11 protein-coding genes are annotated in these 13366 nt (G+C 67.1%); 7 read left to right on the forward strand and 4 right to left on the reverse strand.

Features of this window, described 5'->3' with window-relative positions; all coding sequences use genetic code 11:
- Positions 1-329 precede the first annotated feature (329 nt).
- From Bsp3421_RS02695 to Bsp3421_RS02725, 7 genes are all read left to right on the forward strand, one after another.
- The gene (locus tag Bsp3421_RS02695; protein WP_273995270.1) at positions 330-1112 is read left to right on the forward strand and encodes a COG4705 family protein; all 783 of its coding nucleotides are present in this window, start codon (positions 330-332) and stop codon (positions 1110-1112) included.
- Positions 1113-1140: 28 nt separating this feature from the next.
- On the forward strand, positions 1141-1596 hold the full coding sequence (locus Bsp3421_RS02700; RefSeq protein WP_273995271.1) for a hypothetical protein: 456 nt from the start codon (positions 1141-1143) through the stop codon (positions 1594-1596).
- Between the two features lie 16 nt (positions 1597-1612).
- Entirely contained in the window at positions 1613-2371 is a 759-nt protein-coding gene (locus Bsp3421_RS02705; RefSeq protein ID WP_273995272.1) for a COG4705 family protein, read from the forward strand.
- Positions 2372-2393: 22 nt separating this feature from the next.
- Positions 2394-3059: a response regulator transcription factor gene (locus tag Bsp3421_RS02710; RefSeq protein WP_273995273.1), complete on the forward strand. Its 666-nt coding sequence runs from the start codon at positions 2394-2396 to the stop codon at positions 3057-3059.
- The gene (locus tag Bsp3421_RS02715; protein ID WP_273995274.1) at positions 3035-4423 is read left to right on the forward strand and encodes an ATP-binding protein; all 1389 of its coding nucleotides are present in this window, start codon (positions 3035-3037) and stop codon (positions 4421-4423) included. The genes Bsp3421_RS02710 and Bsp3421_RS02715 overlap by 25 nt, the downstream gene beginning before the upstream one ends.
- A 414-nt stretch (positions 4424-4837) precedes the next feature.
- Positions 4838-5779: a LysR family transcriptional regulator gene (locus tag Bsp3421_RS02720; RefSeq protein WP_273995276.1), complete on the forward strand. Its 942-nt coding sequence runs from the start codon at positions 4838-4840 to the stop codon at positions 5777-5779.
- 274 nt (positions 5780-6053) lie between these two features.
- Positions 6054-7025, forward strand: a complete 972-nt coding sequence (locus Bsp3421_RS02725) for a sulfonate ABC transporter substrate-binding protein (RefSeq protein WP_273995277.1) — start codon at positions 6054-6056, stop codon at positions 7023-7025.
- A gap of 71 nt (positions 7026-7096) precedes the next feature.
- Here Bsp3421_RS02725 and Bsp3421_RS02730 read toward each other — a convergent pair whose 3' ends face one another.
- The 4 genes from Bsp3421_RS02730 to Bsp3421_RS02745 form a co-directional block, all read right to left on the reverse strand.
- Positions 7097-8572, reverse strand: a complete 1476-nt coding sequence (locus Bsp3421_RS02730; RefSeq protein WP_273995279.1) for a M81 family metallopeptidase — start codon at positions 8570-8572, stop codon at positions 7097-7099.
- Positions 8573-8886: 314 nt separating this feature from the next.
- Positions 8887-10311 carry an aldehyde dehydrogenase family protein gene (locus tag Bsp3421_RS02735; RefSeq protein WP_273995280.1) on the reverse strand — a complete coding sequence of 475 codons (1425 nt, stop codon included), beginning with the start codon at positions 10309-10311 and terminating at the stop codon, positions 8887-8889.
- A gap of 39 nt (positions 10312-10350) precedes the next feature.
- A complete protein-coding gene (locus tag Bsp3421_RS02740) occupies positions 10351-11748 on the reverse strand; it encodes an aspartate aminotransferase family protein (protein WP_273995282.1) in 1398 nt (465 codons plus the stop codon).
- 44 nt (positions 11749-11792) lie between these two features.
- Complete coding sequence (locus Bsp3421_RS02745) at positions 11793-13175, reverse strand: APC family permease (RefSeq protein WP_337995246.1); 1383 nt, start codon at positions 13173-13175, stop codon at positions 11793-11795.
- Positions 13176-13366: the final 191 nt, after the last annotated feature.

Genomic DNA, 13366 nt, shown 5'->3' on the forward strand with positions numbered 1-13366 from the left:
TGAGCGCGGTCCGCCCATGAAGATATTAGGTCGATTTATGGTGGGTGATTTTGCGGTGAAATTAAAATAAGAAAATTAGCCTTCCTGTGAATTGCCAAGGTGGATATTCGGCGGAATTATTCAGGAATGCGGAGCCGAGCGGCGGGGCGCTGCGTTTTCACGGGGCGCGCTCGGGATCCGGTTCAGGCGCTGACCGATCCTCCGGCTCGCGACCTGCATCCCCGGGTTGCGTGACCGCGCCGGGATGGAGGCGCGGGTGGGCCTATGTCCAGGCTAAGTTTGCCTGGGCAGACTGACGGTCATCCCCTTCGCATCGGTATGACTACAGCATGAACACACGGCCCGCACCCAACACACGCGACTGGCTCAACAAGGTTCCCGACGTCACGCTTGCGTTCTGGATCGTCAAGATCATGTCCACCACCGTGGGCGAAACGGGCGCCGACTTCCTGGCGGTCAATGCCGGCTGGGGTCAGGGAATGACCCGCGCGGTCATGGCCGGCCTGCTCGCGGCCACCTTGATCGCGCAGTTGCGCGTCCGCCGCTACACCCCCTGGATTTACTGGCTGACGGTCGTGCTGGTCAGCGTGGTCGGCACGCAGATCACCGACTGGCTGACCGACGGCCTGGGAGTCAGCCTGTACGCCAGTACGTCCGTTTTCGCGGCGGGGCTCGCCGCGATCTTCTTCGCCTGGCATCGGGTCGAACGCACGCTGTCCATCCATGACATCGTGACGCGCAGACGCGAGCTGTTTTACTGGTCGGCCGTCCTGTGCACGTTCGCGCTGGGCACGGCCGCCGGCGATCTGGCGACCGAGGCGCTGGGCCTGGGCTTTATCCGGGGCGCGTTCGCCTTCGGTGCGTCGATCGGCGCGACCTGCGTCGCCTGGCGCATGGGTGGCAACGCCGTGCTCACGTTCTGGATCGGCTACATCCTGACCCGCCCGTTCGGCGCCGCGCTGGGCGACTGGCTGACGCAGGCCAGGACCTACGGCGGCCTCGGCATGGGGGCCATGTGGACCAGCGCCCTGTTCCTCGGGGTGATCCTCACGGCGGTGGCGGCGGCTCAGTTCGGGATGAGGACGAACCGATCCGCCCGAACCGCCGAATAACCGTCTTTCCACTTCTCAAGGAGAACACATGTTCAATCGATACGCGTTTGTCCGACCCGTCGCCGCCGTGTCGGCCATCTTGCTTCTGGCCGTGGCGGCCGGATGTTCCAAATCCGCCGACCCGGAGCGCGCGAGCGTCGGGCCCGCTGACGCCGCGCACGCCAACGCGGCTCCGCAGGCCGTGGCGGCGGCCTCCAGGCTCGGCGACCTGTCGGCGTTCCGCGGCATTGCCGCCGACGTGGCCGTCATCGTGGACAAGGGCGATCTGCCCGCGGCCAGGACCCGCATCAAGGATCTGGAAGTCTCCTGGGATTCAGCCGAGGCGGGTTTGAAACCGCGGGCGGCCGACGATTGGCATGTGCTCGACAAGGCCATCGACCGGGCGTTGTCGGCGCTGCGCGCCGACGCGCCGGGCCAGGCCGACTGCAAGGCGGCGATGGCCAATTTGCTGAAGACCTTCGACGCCTTCCAAGGCAAGGCCTGACCCGCGAGCGCACCCGATGAAAACGTCTACTGAACACGCGCTGGTCAAGGTCCCCGAGACCACGCTGGGATTCTGGCTGATCAAGATCGCGGCCACCACGCTCGGCGAAACCGGCGGCGATGCCGTTTCGATGTCCATGCATCTCGGCTATCTGGTCGCCACCGGCATCTTCGCGGCGATCTTCCTGGTCGTCGTCGTCGCGCAGGTCAAGGCCAAAAGGTTCCATCCATTGCTGTACTGGGCCGCCATCATCGCGACGACCACCGTCGGCACGACGCTGGCCGATTTTGCGGATCGCTCGCTGGGAATCGGGTACGCTGGCGGTTCGAGCCTGCTGCTGGCCTTGCTGCTCGGCTCGCTCCTGGTCTGGCATCGCACCCTCGGTTCCGTGTCCGCGAGCACCACCCACTCGCCCAAGGCGGAAGCCTTCTACTGGCTGACCATCGTGTTCTCCCAGACGCTGGGCACGGCGCTGGGCGACTGGACCGCCGATACGGCGGGCCTGGGCTACACGGGCGCGGCCGCCGTGTTCAGCGGCTTGCTCGCCCTGGTCGCGGCCGCCTACTACCGGACCGGCGTGTCCCGTACGCTGCTGTTCTGGGCGGCGTTCATTCTGACCCGCCCGCTGGGCGCGGCGGTCGGCGACTTCCTGGACAAACCGTCGAGCGCGGGCGGTCTGGCCTTGAGCCGTTATTCGGCGTCGGCTGCGTTGTTCGCCTTCATGCTGACGGCGATCCTGTTCTTCAAGCAGCGCGCAGCCAGGACGACACATTGACCGACGATTGAAGGGAGTGGGAATGCGGGTATTGCTCGTCGAAGACGATCCCATGATCGGGGACGCGATCCAGGGCGCGTTGAAGGATGCGTCCTACGCGGTGGACTGGGTCAAGAACGGACGGACTGCGCTCACGACATTGGGCTGCCAGCACTATGACCTGGTGCTGCTCGACCTGGGCTTGCCCGGCAAAGACGGGCTGGACGTGCTCGCGAGCCTCCGCGCCAGGGACGATCCGGTTCCCCTCCTCATCATCACGGCGCGCGATGGCCTCGATGATCTGCTCCGCGGCCTGGACGGCGGGGCCGACGACTATGTCGCCAAGCCCTTCCAGATGGCGGCGCTGCTGGCCCGGATGCGCGCCGTCCTGCGGCGCAGGGGCGGCAAGGCCGCGCCCGTCCTCGGCAACGGCGTGGTGTCGCTCGATCCGGTCACCAAGGAGGCCAGCGTCGACGGCGGATCCCCGGTACAACTGTCCAACCGCGAGTTTTCACTGCTGCGGGCCTTGCTGGTTCGGCCGGGCGCCATTCTCTCGCGCAGCGAACTGGAGGATCGCATCTACAGCTGGGGGGAAGAAGTCGAAAGCAATGCCGTCGAGTTCCTGATCCATGCGCTGCGGCGCAAGCTCGGCAGCGCGGTCATCAAGAACGTCAGGGGGCTGGGATGGATGGTTTCAAAAGACGCTTGAACGAGTCGGTTCAACTCAAGCTGTCCGTTACCCTGTCGCTGGCGATTCTCGTGATGGCCATCGTCGCGGGCGCATTCTCGTTCCTGTCTGCCTTCGACGAGGCGCACGAGCTGCAGGATGACGTTCTGCGCCAGGTGGCGCAGCTCATGGATCAGCAGCGTTTGTCGCCGACGCCTTCGCCGAGCGGGGGGCGTCTCGCGGATGCCGATGAGGAATCGCGCGTGATCGTTCAGCGCCTGGGCGGGGCCCAACCCTCGCCGGTCGACGTGGATTCGGGAGGCATCCTGCCGCTGCCCGCCACGCTGTCCGACGGATTGCAGACGCTGGAGGTCGGCGGCGAGACATTCCGCGTCCTGGTGAAGACCACGGCCGCCGGCGAACGCATCGCCGTGGCGCAGGAGGCGGGCTTCCGCAATGAAATCGCCCGCGAGGGCGCGCTGCGCACGGTGATGCCTTTCCTGGTGCTCGTGCCGGTGTTGCTGCTGATCGTCGCCGATCTGGTGCGCAAGATGTTTCGGCCCATCGCCGCCCTCTCCAGGGAAATCGACCAGCGCGCCGAGCAGGAACTGCACCCCGTCGCAGATCGGCATCTTCCGGTCGAGGTGCGGCCTTTCGCCGTGGCGATCAATCGCCTGCTCGCCCGCGTCGGCCAGTCCATGACGTCCCAGCGCCGTTTCGTGGCGGACGCGGCGCACGAGCTGCGCTCGCCGTTGACGGCGCTTTCGCTGCAGGCGGAACGGCTGGCGCAAACGGAGATGTCCGGTCCGGCGCGCGAACGGTTGACGGCGCTGCGCCAAGGGATCGAGCGTGGCCGAAACCTGCTGGATCAACTCCTGACCTTGGCCAGGGCGCAGTCGGCTGCCGACGCGCCGGAATCGCCGGTATCTGTCCAAGGCGTCTACCGCCGTGTGCTGGAGGACCTCATGCCGCTGGCCGAGGCCAGGCGCATCGACATCGGCGTCGAAGGCACGCAGGATGACGAAGTGTGGGTCAGCGAGCTGGACCTGATCGCCGTGGTCAAGAACTTGATCGACAACGCCATTCGCTACACGCCGGAAGGCGGGCGGGTCGATCTTTCCGTGGGGGCGTTGGACGGGAAGGTCGAAGTGCGCGTCACGGACAACGGGCCGGGCATCCCGTCAGCCGAGCGGGCCCGGGTTTTCGATCCGTTCTACCGCACACTGGGCAGTGAACAGATGGGATCGGGTTTGGGGCTCTCCATCGTCCAGACGATTGTCGATCGCGTCGGCGCGGAGATCCGCCTTGATTTCGCGGACCCGGCGAAGCAAACCGGCTTGAGCGTCACCGTTCTCTTTCCCATGAGCGCCCCGCCTCCCGCAACGGCTTCGCAGGGGCGCGGTTAAGCGCTGCGGGCCGGTGAGGCCCGAGCGACGCAGGTCCGTCGCGAATCGCCCGGGCGTCGTCGTCCGGATGCGGGGCCTCGCCGGCGGGCGCGTTGGCTAGCGGGTCGGCCTCGTCGTCGCGATCCGTATTTTCCCTGTGTGCACCGGCGAGCCCCGATGGCAGGGCGTGCGCCTGTCCGCGGTGACGCGCGGATGCGACGGCCTCGCACGCCCTCGATCGCGATCTGGACACGGCATTTAACGTCCTGTACCGTTCCGCAAAATTCGCGTCGGAACGTCGCCGCGCGTGCCGTGCGGTGACGGAAATCGGCGCATGCCGACTGCGTGGGTCGCGCGCGATGCGCCGCGACGAACCGGATGCCGCCGCGAGCCGTGCCGCCGCGCGGCGCGATGTCATTCGCGGGAAGGGGGGCGATGGATACGCTACAGATGATGCGCATTTTTGTCCGCGTCGCCGAGGAGGGCAGCTTCACGCATGCCGCCCAACGGCTGGACATCACGACCGCCTTTGCGTCGCGCTCGGTGGCGCAGCTGGAGACGCACCTGCGCACGCGCCTGCTCAATCGCAGCACGCGCCGGGTGGCGCTGACCCAGGCGGGCCAGCGCTATCTCGAACGCTGCGTGCAGATTCTTGGGTATATCGACGAAGCCGAGTCGGAGGCGGCCGATGCGCAGGCGAGCCCGTCCGGCCGGCTGCGCGTGCATGCGACGACGAGCTTCGGGCAGGCCTACGTGGTGCCCGCGATCGTGCGCTATCGGACGCTCCACCCGAGCGTGATGGTCGAGCTGACGTTGTCGCAGCATTTTCCCGATCTGCTCGACGAGGGCTACGACGTGTCGCTGCAGTTGAGCGCGAATGAACTGCCCGATTCGGGGCTCGTGTCGCAGCGGCTCGGCACCGTGCACAGCGTGCTGTGCGCGTCGCCCGAGTATCTGCGCGCGCGCGGCGTACCGCAAAGCGTGACCGATCTGGCCGATCACGTGTGCCTGCAGATCGTCACACCGGTGTTCCCGCCCGATCGCTGGCATCTGGACGGGCCCAACGGCCGCGAAACCCTGGCGCTGCCGTCGGCGGATTTCCAGGTCAACGTCGCGGACGCGCTCGGCGCCGCGCTGCGCGAAGGCATCGGCATCGGCTCGCTGCCGATGTCGACCGCGCTGCCCGCCCTGCGCAGCGGCGCGCTGGTGCGTGTGCTGCCCGACTATCGCCTGCAGCAGTTGACGGTGTATACCTTGTATCCGTCGCGCCAGTACCTCGATGCGAAGATCCGCACCTTCATCGATTTCCTGAGGGAATTCGTCCCGCAACTGCTGGCCGCCGACGAGGCGGCATTGGGTTCGGGCAGCCAGTCCTAAGCGTTCCCGACCATTGGATGCGCGCCGTCGACGGCGCGTGCGCTTCGCGCTGCATGAGCGGCGGCGGCGCGCCTTTGCGCGGGTTATGCCTGTTCCTGCTTTGAATATCGTGCATCGTTGGTTCGATTGACGGACCACGCCCCATAGAATCGTCCGGACACCCGTGCGTCGCGCGCGAGATGCGTGAATCCCATTCGCGCCTTGGCATTGCGCCGCGGGAGAACAAGGGGCCGTCAGCCGTCGCGCCCCGGCATGCCATGAGGACTGGAACGACATGACGGATACGATTTCGATGAAGCGACGCCGCTTCGTGGGCGCGGGTCTCGCCTGGAGCGCCGCGGTCGCGGCCGGGACTGCGCACGCGACGACCGATCCGCATACGCTGCGCATCGGCTACCAGAAAGGGCCGCTCAGCCTGCTGAAGGCGCGCGGCACCCTGGAGCGCAAGCTCGCGCCGCTCGGCGCGAAGGTGACGTGGACCGAGTTTCCCTCGGGGCCGCCGCAACTGGAGGCGCTGAATGCCGGGGCCATCGATTTCGGCGACGTGGGCGAGGCGCCGCCGATTTTCGCGTTGGCGGCGGGCGCGCCGCTCGTCTATGGCGCGCAAGGCGTGGCGCGCCCTTCGTCCGAGGCGGTGGTCGTGCCGAAGACCTCGACCGTCAAGACCTTCGCGGGACTGCGCGGCAAGCGCATCGCGCTGACCAAAGGCTCGAACACGCATTTCCTGCTGGTGCGCCTGTTGCAGGCGGCGGGGCTCGGCTACACGGACGTCACGCCGGTATGGCTCTCGCCTGTCGATGCGCGTGCGGCATTCGAGCGCGGCGCGGTCGATGCGTGGATCATCTGGGATCCGTTTCTCGCGGCGGTCCAGCAATCGTTCGGCGCGAGGATCATCGCCGACGGCACGGGCCTCGTCGAGAATCGCGTCTATTACTTCACGTCGCGGTCGTACGCGACCGGCCACGCGGAGGTGCTGCGCACGACGCTCGGCGAAGTGGCCGCGCTCGAACGCTGGCTCGACGCGAATCGCGGGCCGGCCGCCGCCGAATTCGCGAAGCTGTGGGGTATTCCGGAGCCGACGGTCGCGCTGGCGTTCCAGCGCACGCGTTTCGGCATCGAGCCGATCACGCCGGCGGCGCTCGCCTACCAGCAGAAGCTGTCCGATGTGTTCTATCGGACGGGGCTGCTGCCGAAGCCGGTTCAGGTTGCGGGCGCGGCGCCGCCGGCGGGGTTGGTGAGCGGTTGAGCGACGGGCCGGCGCGGGCATAGCCGTCATGCGATCGTCCGCTGTCCGGCCGCGCGTGGCGCGTTGCGATGTCACCAGTCGAGGTTGTCGAGCGGATAGACGGGGCGGACGAGCCGCACGTAGCGGAACAGGCCGTAGTCTGATCCCGTGACGCCGCGGCTGTCGCACTCGACGAGCGCGGCCGAGATCGGCTCGAAAACGGGCCGGCAATACATCCTCGATTTCAGCAACAGGAATCGTGCGCGCCGGGGATCGATGCCGACGCTCTCGAATACACTGAGATCCCAGGGCTCCTGTGTGCGTTCGCTGACGACGAACAGGGCCGACCCGGTATCGAGCACGGCGGTACGTCCCATGCAGGCACGTTGCCCTGTATAGGTCGGCCCCTGGATCACGTATTCGCCGTCGGTGATGGCGCGCACGATGCCGGTCGCGCGAAACGGCTGACGCTGCAGGCCATCGTGCGACGGCAGTCGATTGCCGATGGCCAGCGTCACGGTCGCGCCGACGCCCGCCGCGATCATTCGAGCCACCGCATCCGGATCGCATATCGGTCCGCTGACGATACCGTCGAGTCCCTGCGCAAGCGCCGTCTCGATAACGTCCATGGTGTCGCACGGACCGCCCGACATGCAGTTGTCGCCGTGATCGAGCATCAGCACAGGCCGCTTCGCACCGCGCGCCAGCGCGGCGGCTTGTGCGACGGAGGCCGCGAGCGGGGCGCTGCGATACACGAAATCGTCGCGCGCTTGCCAGATCTGTCGCGCGATACGTTCGGCGTGCGCGTCGGCCGCCGCGCGGTCGCCGTCGCCGACCACGACGACGCTGAGGCATGGCGCGGGAATATCAGCCAGCGAGAAGCCCGGCAATACCGATACCGCGAGCATTCCATCGGCCTCGGCTGCGCGCGCGGCGTTCACCGCGCGCCGCATCGCGCCTTCGGCGGTCGCGCTGCGCAGGGTCGACGTCATGAGCGGCGGCTGGTGCCAAGCGAGCACGGGCCGTGCGTGACCGGACAGTTGCCTGAACAGCACGCGCGCCGCGTGCTCGCCCGTCTCGTACATATCGACGTGGGGGTAGGTCTTGAAGCTGACGATCACATCCGCGTGGTCGATCATTTTTTGTGTCACGTTCGCATGCAGGTCCAGCGCAACCGCAATCGGCGCATCGGGCAGGGCGGCGCGCACGCGTGCGAGCAAGTCGCCCTCGCCGTCCACACTGTGTTCGGCGACCATCGCGCCGTGCAGGTCGAGCAGCACGGCGTCGCAGCCGGGCGCGGCGGCAACGATCGCGTCGCAGATGGCCGCATACGCGTCGGCTGCGACCGGGCCGCTCGGGTTCGCGGCAGCCGACACGGGGGTCACGACGTCGGCGCCCTCGCGGGCAGCCATGTCGAGGAAGGCGGCCATCGCCGTGCGCATGCCGTGGTTCGCGCGATATGCATCGTCACCCCAATCGGGACCGTCGCGACCGAACGCCGCGAGCGGCGTCGGTACGGGCGAGAACGTATTCGTCTCGTGGTTCATCCGGGCAATCAGCAGCTTCATCGCGTGTCGACCTCCCTGCTACCGATCGCGTGGGAACACGTCCGCGGGGGGAGGTCGTCGCGTGCCGCCGGGTGCGGGGAAGCCGCATCGCTCTGCTGGAACGCGCTTGTCCTGCGCGGCGTCGCGGTCGATGCGACGCCCGGTGCCGAATTTCGACCTTGCATGGATCAAACCTCGCGATAACCGTGGACGACTGCGCTTCGCGCGTGCGGCATCAGCGCATCGACAAGACCGTGTTGGCGTGTGACTCGCGCTCGGCCCCCTCGGCAGGCGGCGATGCAGCGCAGCGCTGCTGCCATGGAGGGGGCGGTCGCTCAGGCATACCCCGTCGTGGCTTTCGTTTCCAGGTACGCCTCGAGACCAAATTCGGCGTATTCGCGCCCGTTGCCCGAACGCTTGTAGCCGCCGAACGGCGCTGCCGGGTTCCACGGCGGGTAATTGATGTGGACGTTCCCCACGCGCAACCGCGCCGCGATTCGGCGGGCGTGTTCGACGTCCTTCGATTGCACGTAGGCGGCGAGCCCGTATACCGAGTCGTTCGCAAGCGCGACTGCCTCGTCCTCGGATCGGTAGGTCATGATCGACAGGACCGGCCCGAAGATTTCCTCGCGCGCGATGCCCATGTCTGGGGTGACGTTGGAAAACACCGTCGGGCGGACGTAAAATCCCTCGCTCAATCCGGACGGTCGCCCGGGACCGCCCGCGACCAGGGTGGCGCCCTCGTCGATCCCGAGTTGGATGAAATGCTGGACGCGTTGGAACTGTGCGCGGCTGACGACCGGTCCAAGCGTGGTGTCCGGTGCGCGCGGGTCGCCGACGACCATCCGGGCAACCTCGTCGCGCGCAGCCTGTTCCGCGCGACCGAGGTGATCCACGTGCACCAGCATGCGCGTCGGCGCATTGCACGATTGGCCGCTGTTGCTGAAGCAACTGCGCGTGCCGTGCGTGACGGCATCCTCGATGTCGGCGTCGGGCAGGATGAGATTCGGGCTCTTGCTGCCCAACTCCTGGTGAACGCGCTTCACCGTATCGGCGGCGGCTTTGGCGACTTCGATGCCCGCGCGGGTCGAGCCCGTAAACGACACCATGTCGACGTCCGGATGCCGCGACAGGGCGGCACCGACCCCAGGGCCGTCTCCGTGCACGAGATTGAACACGCCGGGCGGGACGCCGGCCTCATGCAGAATTTCCGCAAACAGGATCGCGCTGAATGGCGCGATCTCGCTCGGCTTGAGCACCATGGTGCAGCCTGTGGCGAGCGCGGGCGCGACCTTGCACACGATCTGGTTGATCGGCCAGTTCCACGGAGTGATCAAGGCGCACACACCGATCGGCTCGCGCGAGACCAGTAGCGAGTCCGTCCACGTGCTGAAGCGGTACGAACGCAAGGCGTGAATCGTCTGCTCGAGGTGTGCGGTGCCGACGGCGGCCTGCATCGCTCGCGCGAACGCGAGCGGCGCGCCCATCTCCTGGCTGATGGTTCGTGCGACCTCGTCGTGGCGGCGTTGGTAGACGTGGAGTACGCGTTGCAGCAGGGCGAGACGCGTCTCGATCGGTTCGCGTGAGAATGTGTCGAACGCCTGCCGCGCCGCGCCGACCGCGCGCTCGACGTCGGCTGCCCCTCCGATCCCGAGCCGGGCGTACGGTCGCGCGGTGCTCGGGTCGATGACGTCGATCGTCCGCATCTCGGCCGGGTCGCTCCACTGGCCGTCGATATAGGTGTGTTGCGAGGTTCGCATCGCATGCTCCTGAGTCGATAGGGTGCGTCGAGGCCGCGCTCAGCGCGTCGCGCGTGCATAGGTGTCGGAAAGGAGATCGCGGATCGTCGCGATCAGCCACGCGATTTCCGCGCGCGTCATCACGAGCGGCGGTGCGAATTGTACGATCGGCGTGCCTTCGTGATCGACGCCCGCGCGACACAGCAGCCCCGCGTCGAGGATCGCGGGCGCGAGCAGCGTCGAGACGAAGGTTGCGGCGGGCATGCGTGCCGTCCAGCGGCACGCTTCCTTGTCCGTCACGAGTTCGAGCGAGTGGTGGTAGCCGTCGCCGCGTACGTCGCCGACGCACGGCAGCGCGAGCAGACCCTCGAGCGCCTGGCGGAAATATGCGGTGTTCTCGCGGACGTTCGCGAGCACGCTTTCCCGTTCCATGATCGCCAGGTTCGCGAGCGCGGCGGCGCAGGCGACCGGATGGCCGCCATAGGTTGCGCCATGCAGGAACATGCGCTGTGGTCCCGTCAGAACCGTGTCGATCACCTTGTCGCTCGCGATTACGCCGCCGAGTGGCACATAGCCCGAAGCGACGCCCTTTGCAAACGTCATCAGGTCCGGCTTGAGTCCATAGCGACGCGACCCGAAATACTCGCCGAGCCGGCCGAAGCCGCAGATCACTTCATCGGCGACGAGCAGCACGCCATGCCGGTCGCAGATTGCGCGCAGGCCTTCGGCATAGCCGTCCGGCGGCGTCAGGCTGCCGCCCGCGTTCTGCAGCGGTTCGACGACGATCGCCGCGACGGTATCCGGTCCTTCCTGAACGATGAGCGAATCGATCTCGTCGAGCAACTGACGCGTAAACTGCGCTTCCGTCTCGGCGGCCGGGCGCCCGTAGCGCTTGGTATTGCCGACGTGCCGAACCCCCGCCATCAGCGGTTCGAAATGCTTGCGGAAGTGCGTCATCCCATTCAGCGCGAGCGCGCCGAACGAGGTCCCGTGATAAGCGACGCGGCGCGCGATGAACTTGCGCCGTTGCGGTTCGCCACGGGCCTGGTGATACTGGCGCACCAGCTTGATCGCGGCTTCGTTCGATTCGGATCCGCTCGACGTGAAGAACACGCGGTTCAGACCGTCCGGCGCGAGCGTCGCGAGCGCGTGGGCGAGACGGATCGCCGGCTCATGACCGTAGCCCCAGTTGGTCGCGAACGGGAGCCGGACCATCTGATCTCGGACCGCGTCGCCGATTTCCGCGCCGTGGCTGTAGCCGATCTGCACGCAGTACAGTCCAGCCAGCGCATCGAAGTAGCGTCGGCCGTTCCGGTCCACGAGCCAGCACCCTTCGCCGCGCTCGAATAGGGTCAGCGGGTGGTCGCCGTAGGCATCGGCGTGCGTGAAATGCATCAGCAGGTGGCGCTTGCCCAGCGCCTGAAGATCCGCCTCGAAGTTGACGTCGATACTGTTCATGCTGCCTCCAGTGTGGTTGCAAAGCGGGTTCGGCAACCCGTCGTTCAATGCATCGTCAGCGTCGGGGCGGGGCGCGTAAAGCCGCGGGTCAGCCACGCGAGCTGGCAAAGTCCGAGCGCGAGCCAGCCGACGCCGACATAGAAGGTCTGGCGCGACAGGCCGGACCAGAGCCAGACATTCATCGCGAAGCCCATGGCGGGGAGCAGGCCGAACGTGATCCAGCCGGCGGGATGGCGGTGTTCCGCTCGCGCGAGATGGCAGCGCATCACGCACAGGTTCACGACCGCGAACGCGACGAGCGCGCCGAAACTGATCATGGTGGACGCGAGATCGAGCGTGATGAACAGCGCCGACAGCGACACGGCGCCGACCGCGAGCGTGGCGCGCACCGGCGTGCGCAGCCGCGCATGCCGGTGCCCGAACACGCGCTCCGGCAGCACCTGATCGCGTCCCATCGCGAACAGCACGCGCGTCACGCTGGCCTGCCCGGCCATCGCACTTGCGAAGCAGCCGGCCACGTAGACCGCGACGAAGAGCGCAGACAGCGCGCCGCCGCCGATCCGCTGCATCAGTTCGAGGCTGGCGGAATCGAGATCCTTGAAGGCGCGCCAGTCGGGAAAGACGATGTGCCCCGCATAGGCGATCAGCATGAACAGCAGGCCGCTCAGCAGCGTGCAGAGGAGGATGGCGCGCGGGACGGTGCGGCGCGGCTCGTGCGTCTCCTCCGATAATGTCGACACGGCGTCGAAGCCGAGAAAGGACAGGCACAGGATCGCGGACCCGGCCAAGACCGCGCGGGCATCGCCCGCGCCGGGCAGCACACTTGGCAGCGTCGGCGCCTGGCCGGCCGCGAAGCGTGCCGAGGCGACGAGAAAGACCGCGATGAAGACGAGCTGACCGACGATCAGGATCAGGTTGACGCGATTGACGAGCCGGATGCCGATGATGTTCAGCCCGGTGACGCAGGCGATGCTCGCCACGATCCACACGCTGGACGGCACGACGGGGAACAGTTGCTTCATGTAGATGCCGATGACGAGGTAGCTGATCATCGGGATGAAGAGGTAGTCCATCAGCAGTGCCCAGCCGACCATGAACCCCGCCGCGGTGCCGAAGCCGCGGCTGGCAAACGTATAGGCCGATCCGGCGCTCGGCATGAGCCGCACCATGTGGCCGTAGCTGCGCGCGGTAAGCAGCATGGCGATCAGCGTGACCGCATACGCGATCGTGAGATGACCGTTCGTCGTGCGGGTGACGAGCCCGTAGGTGGTAAACACCGTCATCGGCAACATGTAGGCCAGGCCGAAGATCACCAGGGTGGAGAGACCGAGCAGAGAGGGATGAGCCGGTCCGCTGCCGGGCGTGCGCTGCTGCGCTGTGCCTGTCGCGATGCTCGATACCCACCGACGTGACCTGTCGTCTCTCATGCTGTCCTCGCGCGGATCGCGCTCATGGCTGCAACGCTCGTTCGGTCGGCAACGCTTGCGTTGCACGATTCGAGGAAAGTGTGGTGCGCCAAAAATTCGAGGACGAATGAGAAAAGCGGACGTAATCGAGGGATATTTCCGGACGCATCGGCCTGTCACACGGGCGTACCGCACTGGCGCGCCGCGGCCAT

It is taken from the genome of Burkholderia sp. FERM BP-3421, from assembly GCF_028657905.1.
Taxonomy (GTDB): Bacteria; Pseudomonadota; Gammaproteobacteria; order Burkholderiales; family Burkholderiaceae; genus Burkholderia.

Coding starts and splice junctions, on each gene's coding strand:
- Bsp3421_RS02695 (WP_273995270.1), top strand. CDS start 330: ATGAACACACGGCCCGCACCCAACACACGCGACTGGCTCAACAAGGTT.
- Bsp3421_RS02700 (WP_273995271.1), top strand. CDS start 1,141: ATGTTCAATCGATACGCGTTTGTCCGACCCGTCGCCGCCGTGTCGGCC.
- Bsp3421_RS02705 (WP_273995272.1), top strand. CDS start 1,613: ATGAAAACGTCTACTGAACACGCGCTGGTCAAGGTCCCCGAGACCACG.
- Bsp3421_RS02710 (WP_273995273.1), top strand. CDS start 2,394: ATGCGGGTATTGCTCGTCGAAGACGATCCCATGATCGGGGACGCGATC.
- Bsp3421_RS02715 (WP_273995274.1), top strand. CDS start 3,035: ATGGATGGTTTCAAAAGACGCTTGAACGAGTCGGTTCAACTCAAGCTG.
- Bsp3421_RS02720 (WP_273995276.1), top strand. CDS start 4,838: ATGGATACGCTACAGATGATGCGCATTTTTGTCCGCGTCGCCGAGGAG.
- Bsp3421_RS02725 (WP_273995277.1), top strand. CDS start 6,054: ATGACGGATACGATTTCGATGAAGCGACGCCGCTTCGTGGGCGCGGGT.
- Bsp3421_RS02730 (WP_273995279.1), bottom strand. CDS start 8,572: ATGAAGCTGCTGATTGCCCGGATGAACCACGAGACGAATACGTTCTCG.
- Bsp3421_RS02735 (WP_273995280.1), bottom strand. CDS start 10,311: ATGCGAACCTCGCAACACACCTATATCGACGGCCAGTGGAGCGACCCG.
- Bsp3421_RS02740 (WP_273995282.1), bottom strand. CDS start 11,748: ATGAACAGTATCGACGTCAACTTCGAGGCGGATCTTCAGGCGCTGGGC.
- Bsp3421_RS02745 (WP_337995246.1), bottom strand. CDS start 13,175: ATGAGAGACGACAGGTCACGTCGGTGGGTATCGAGCATCGCGACAGGC.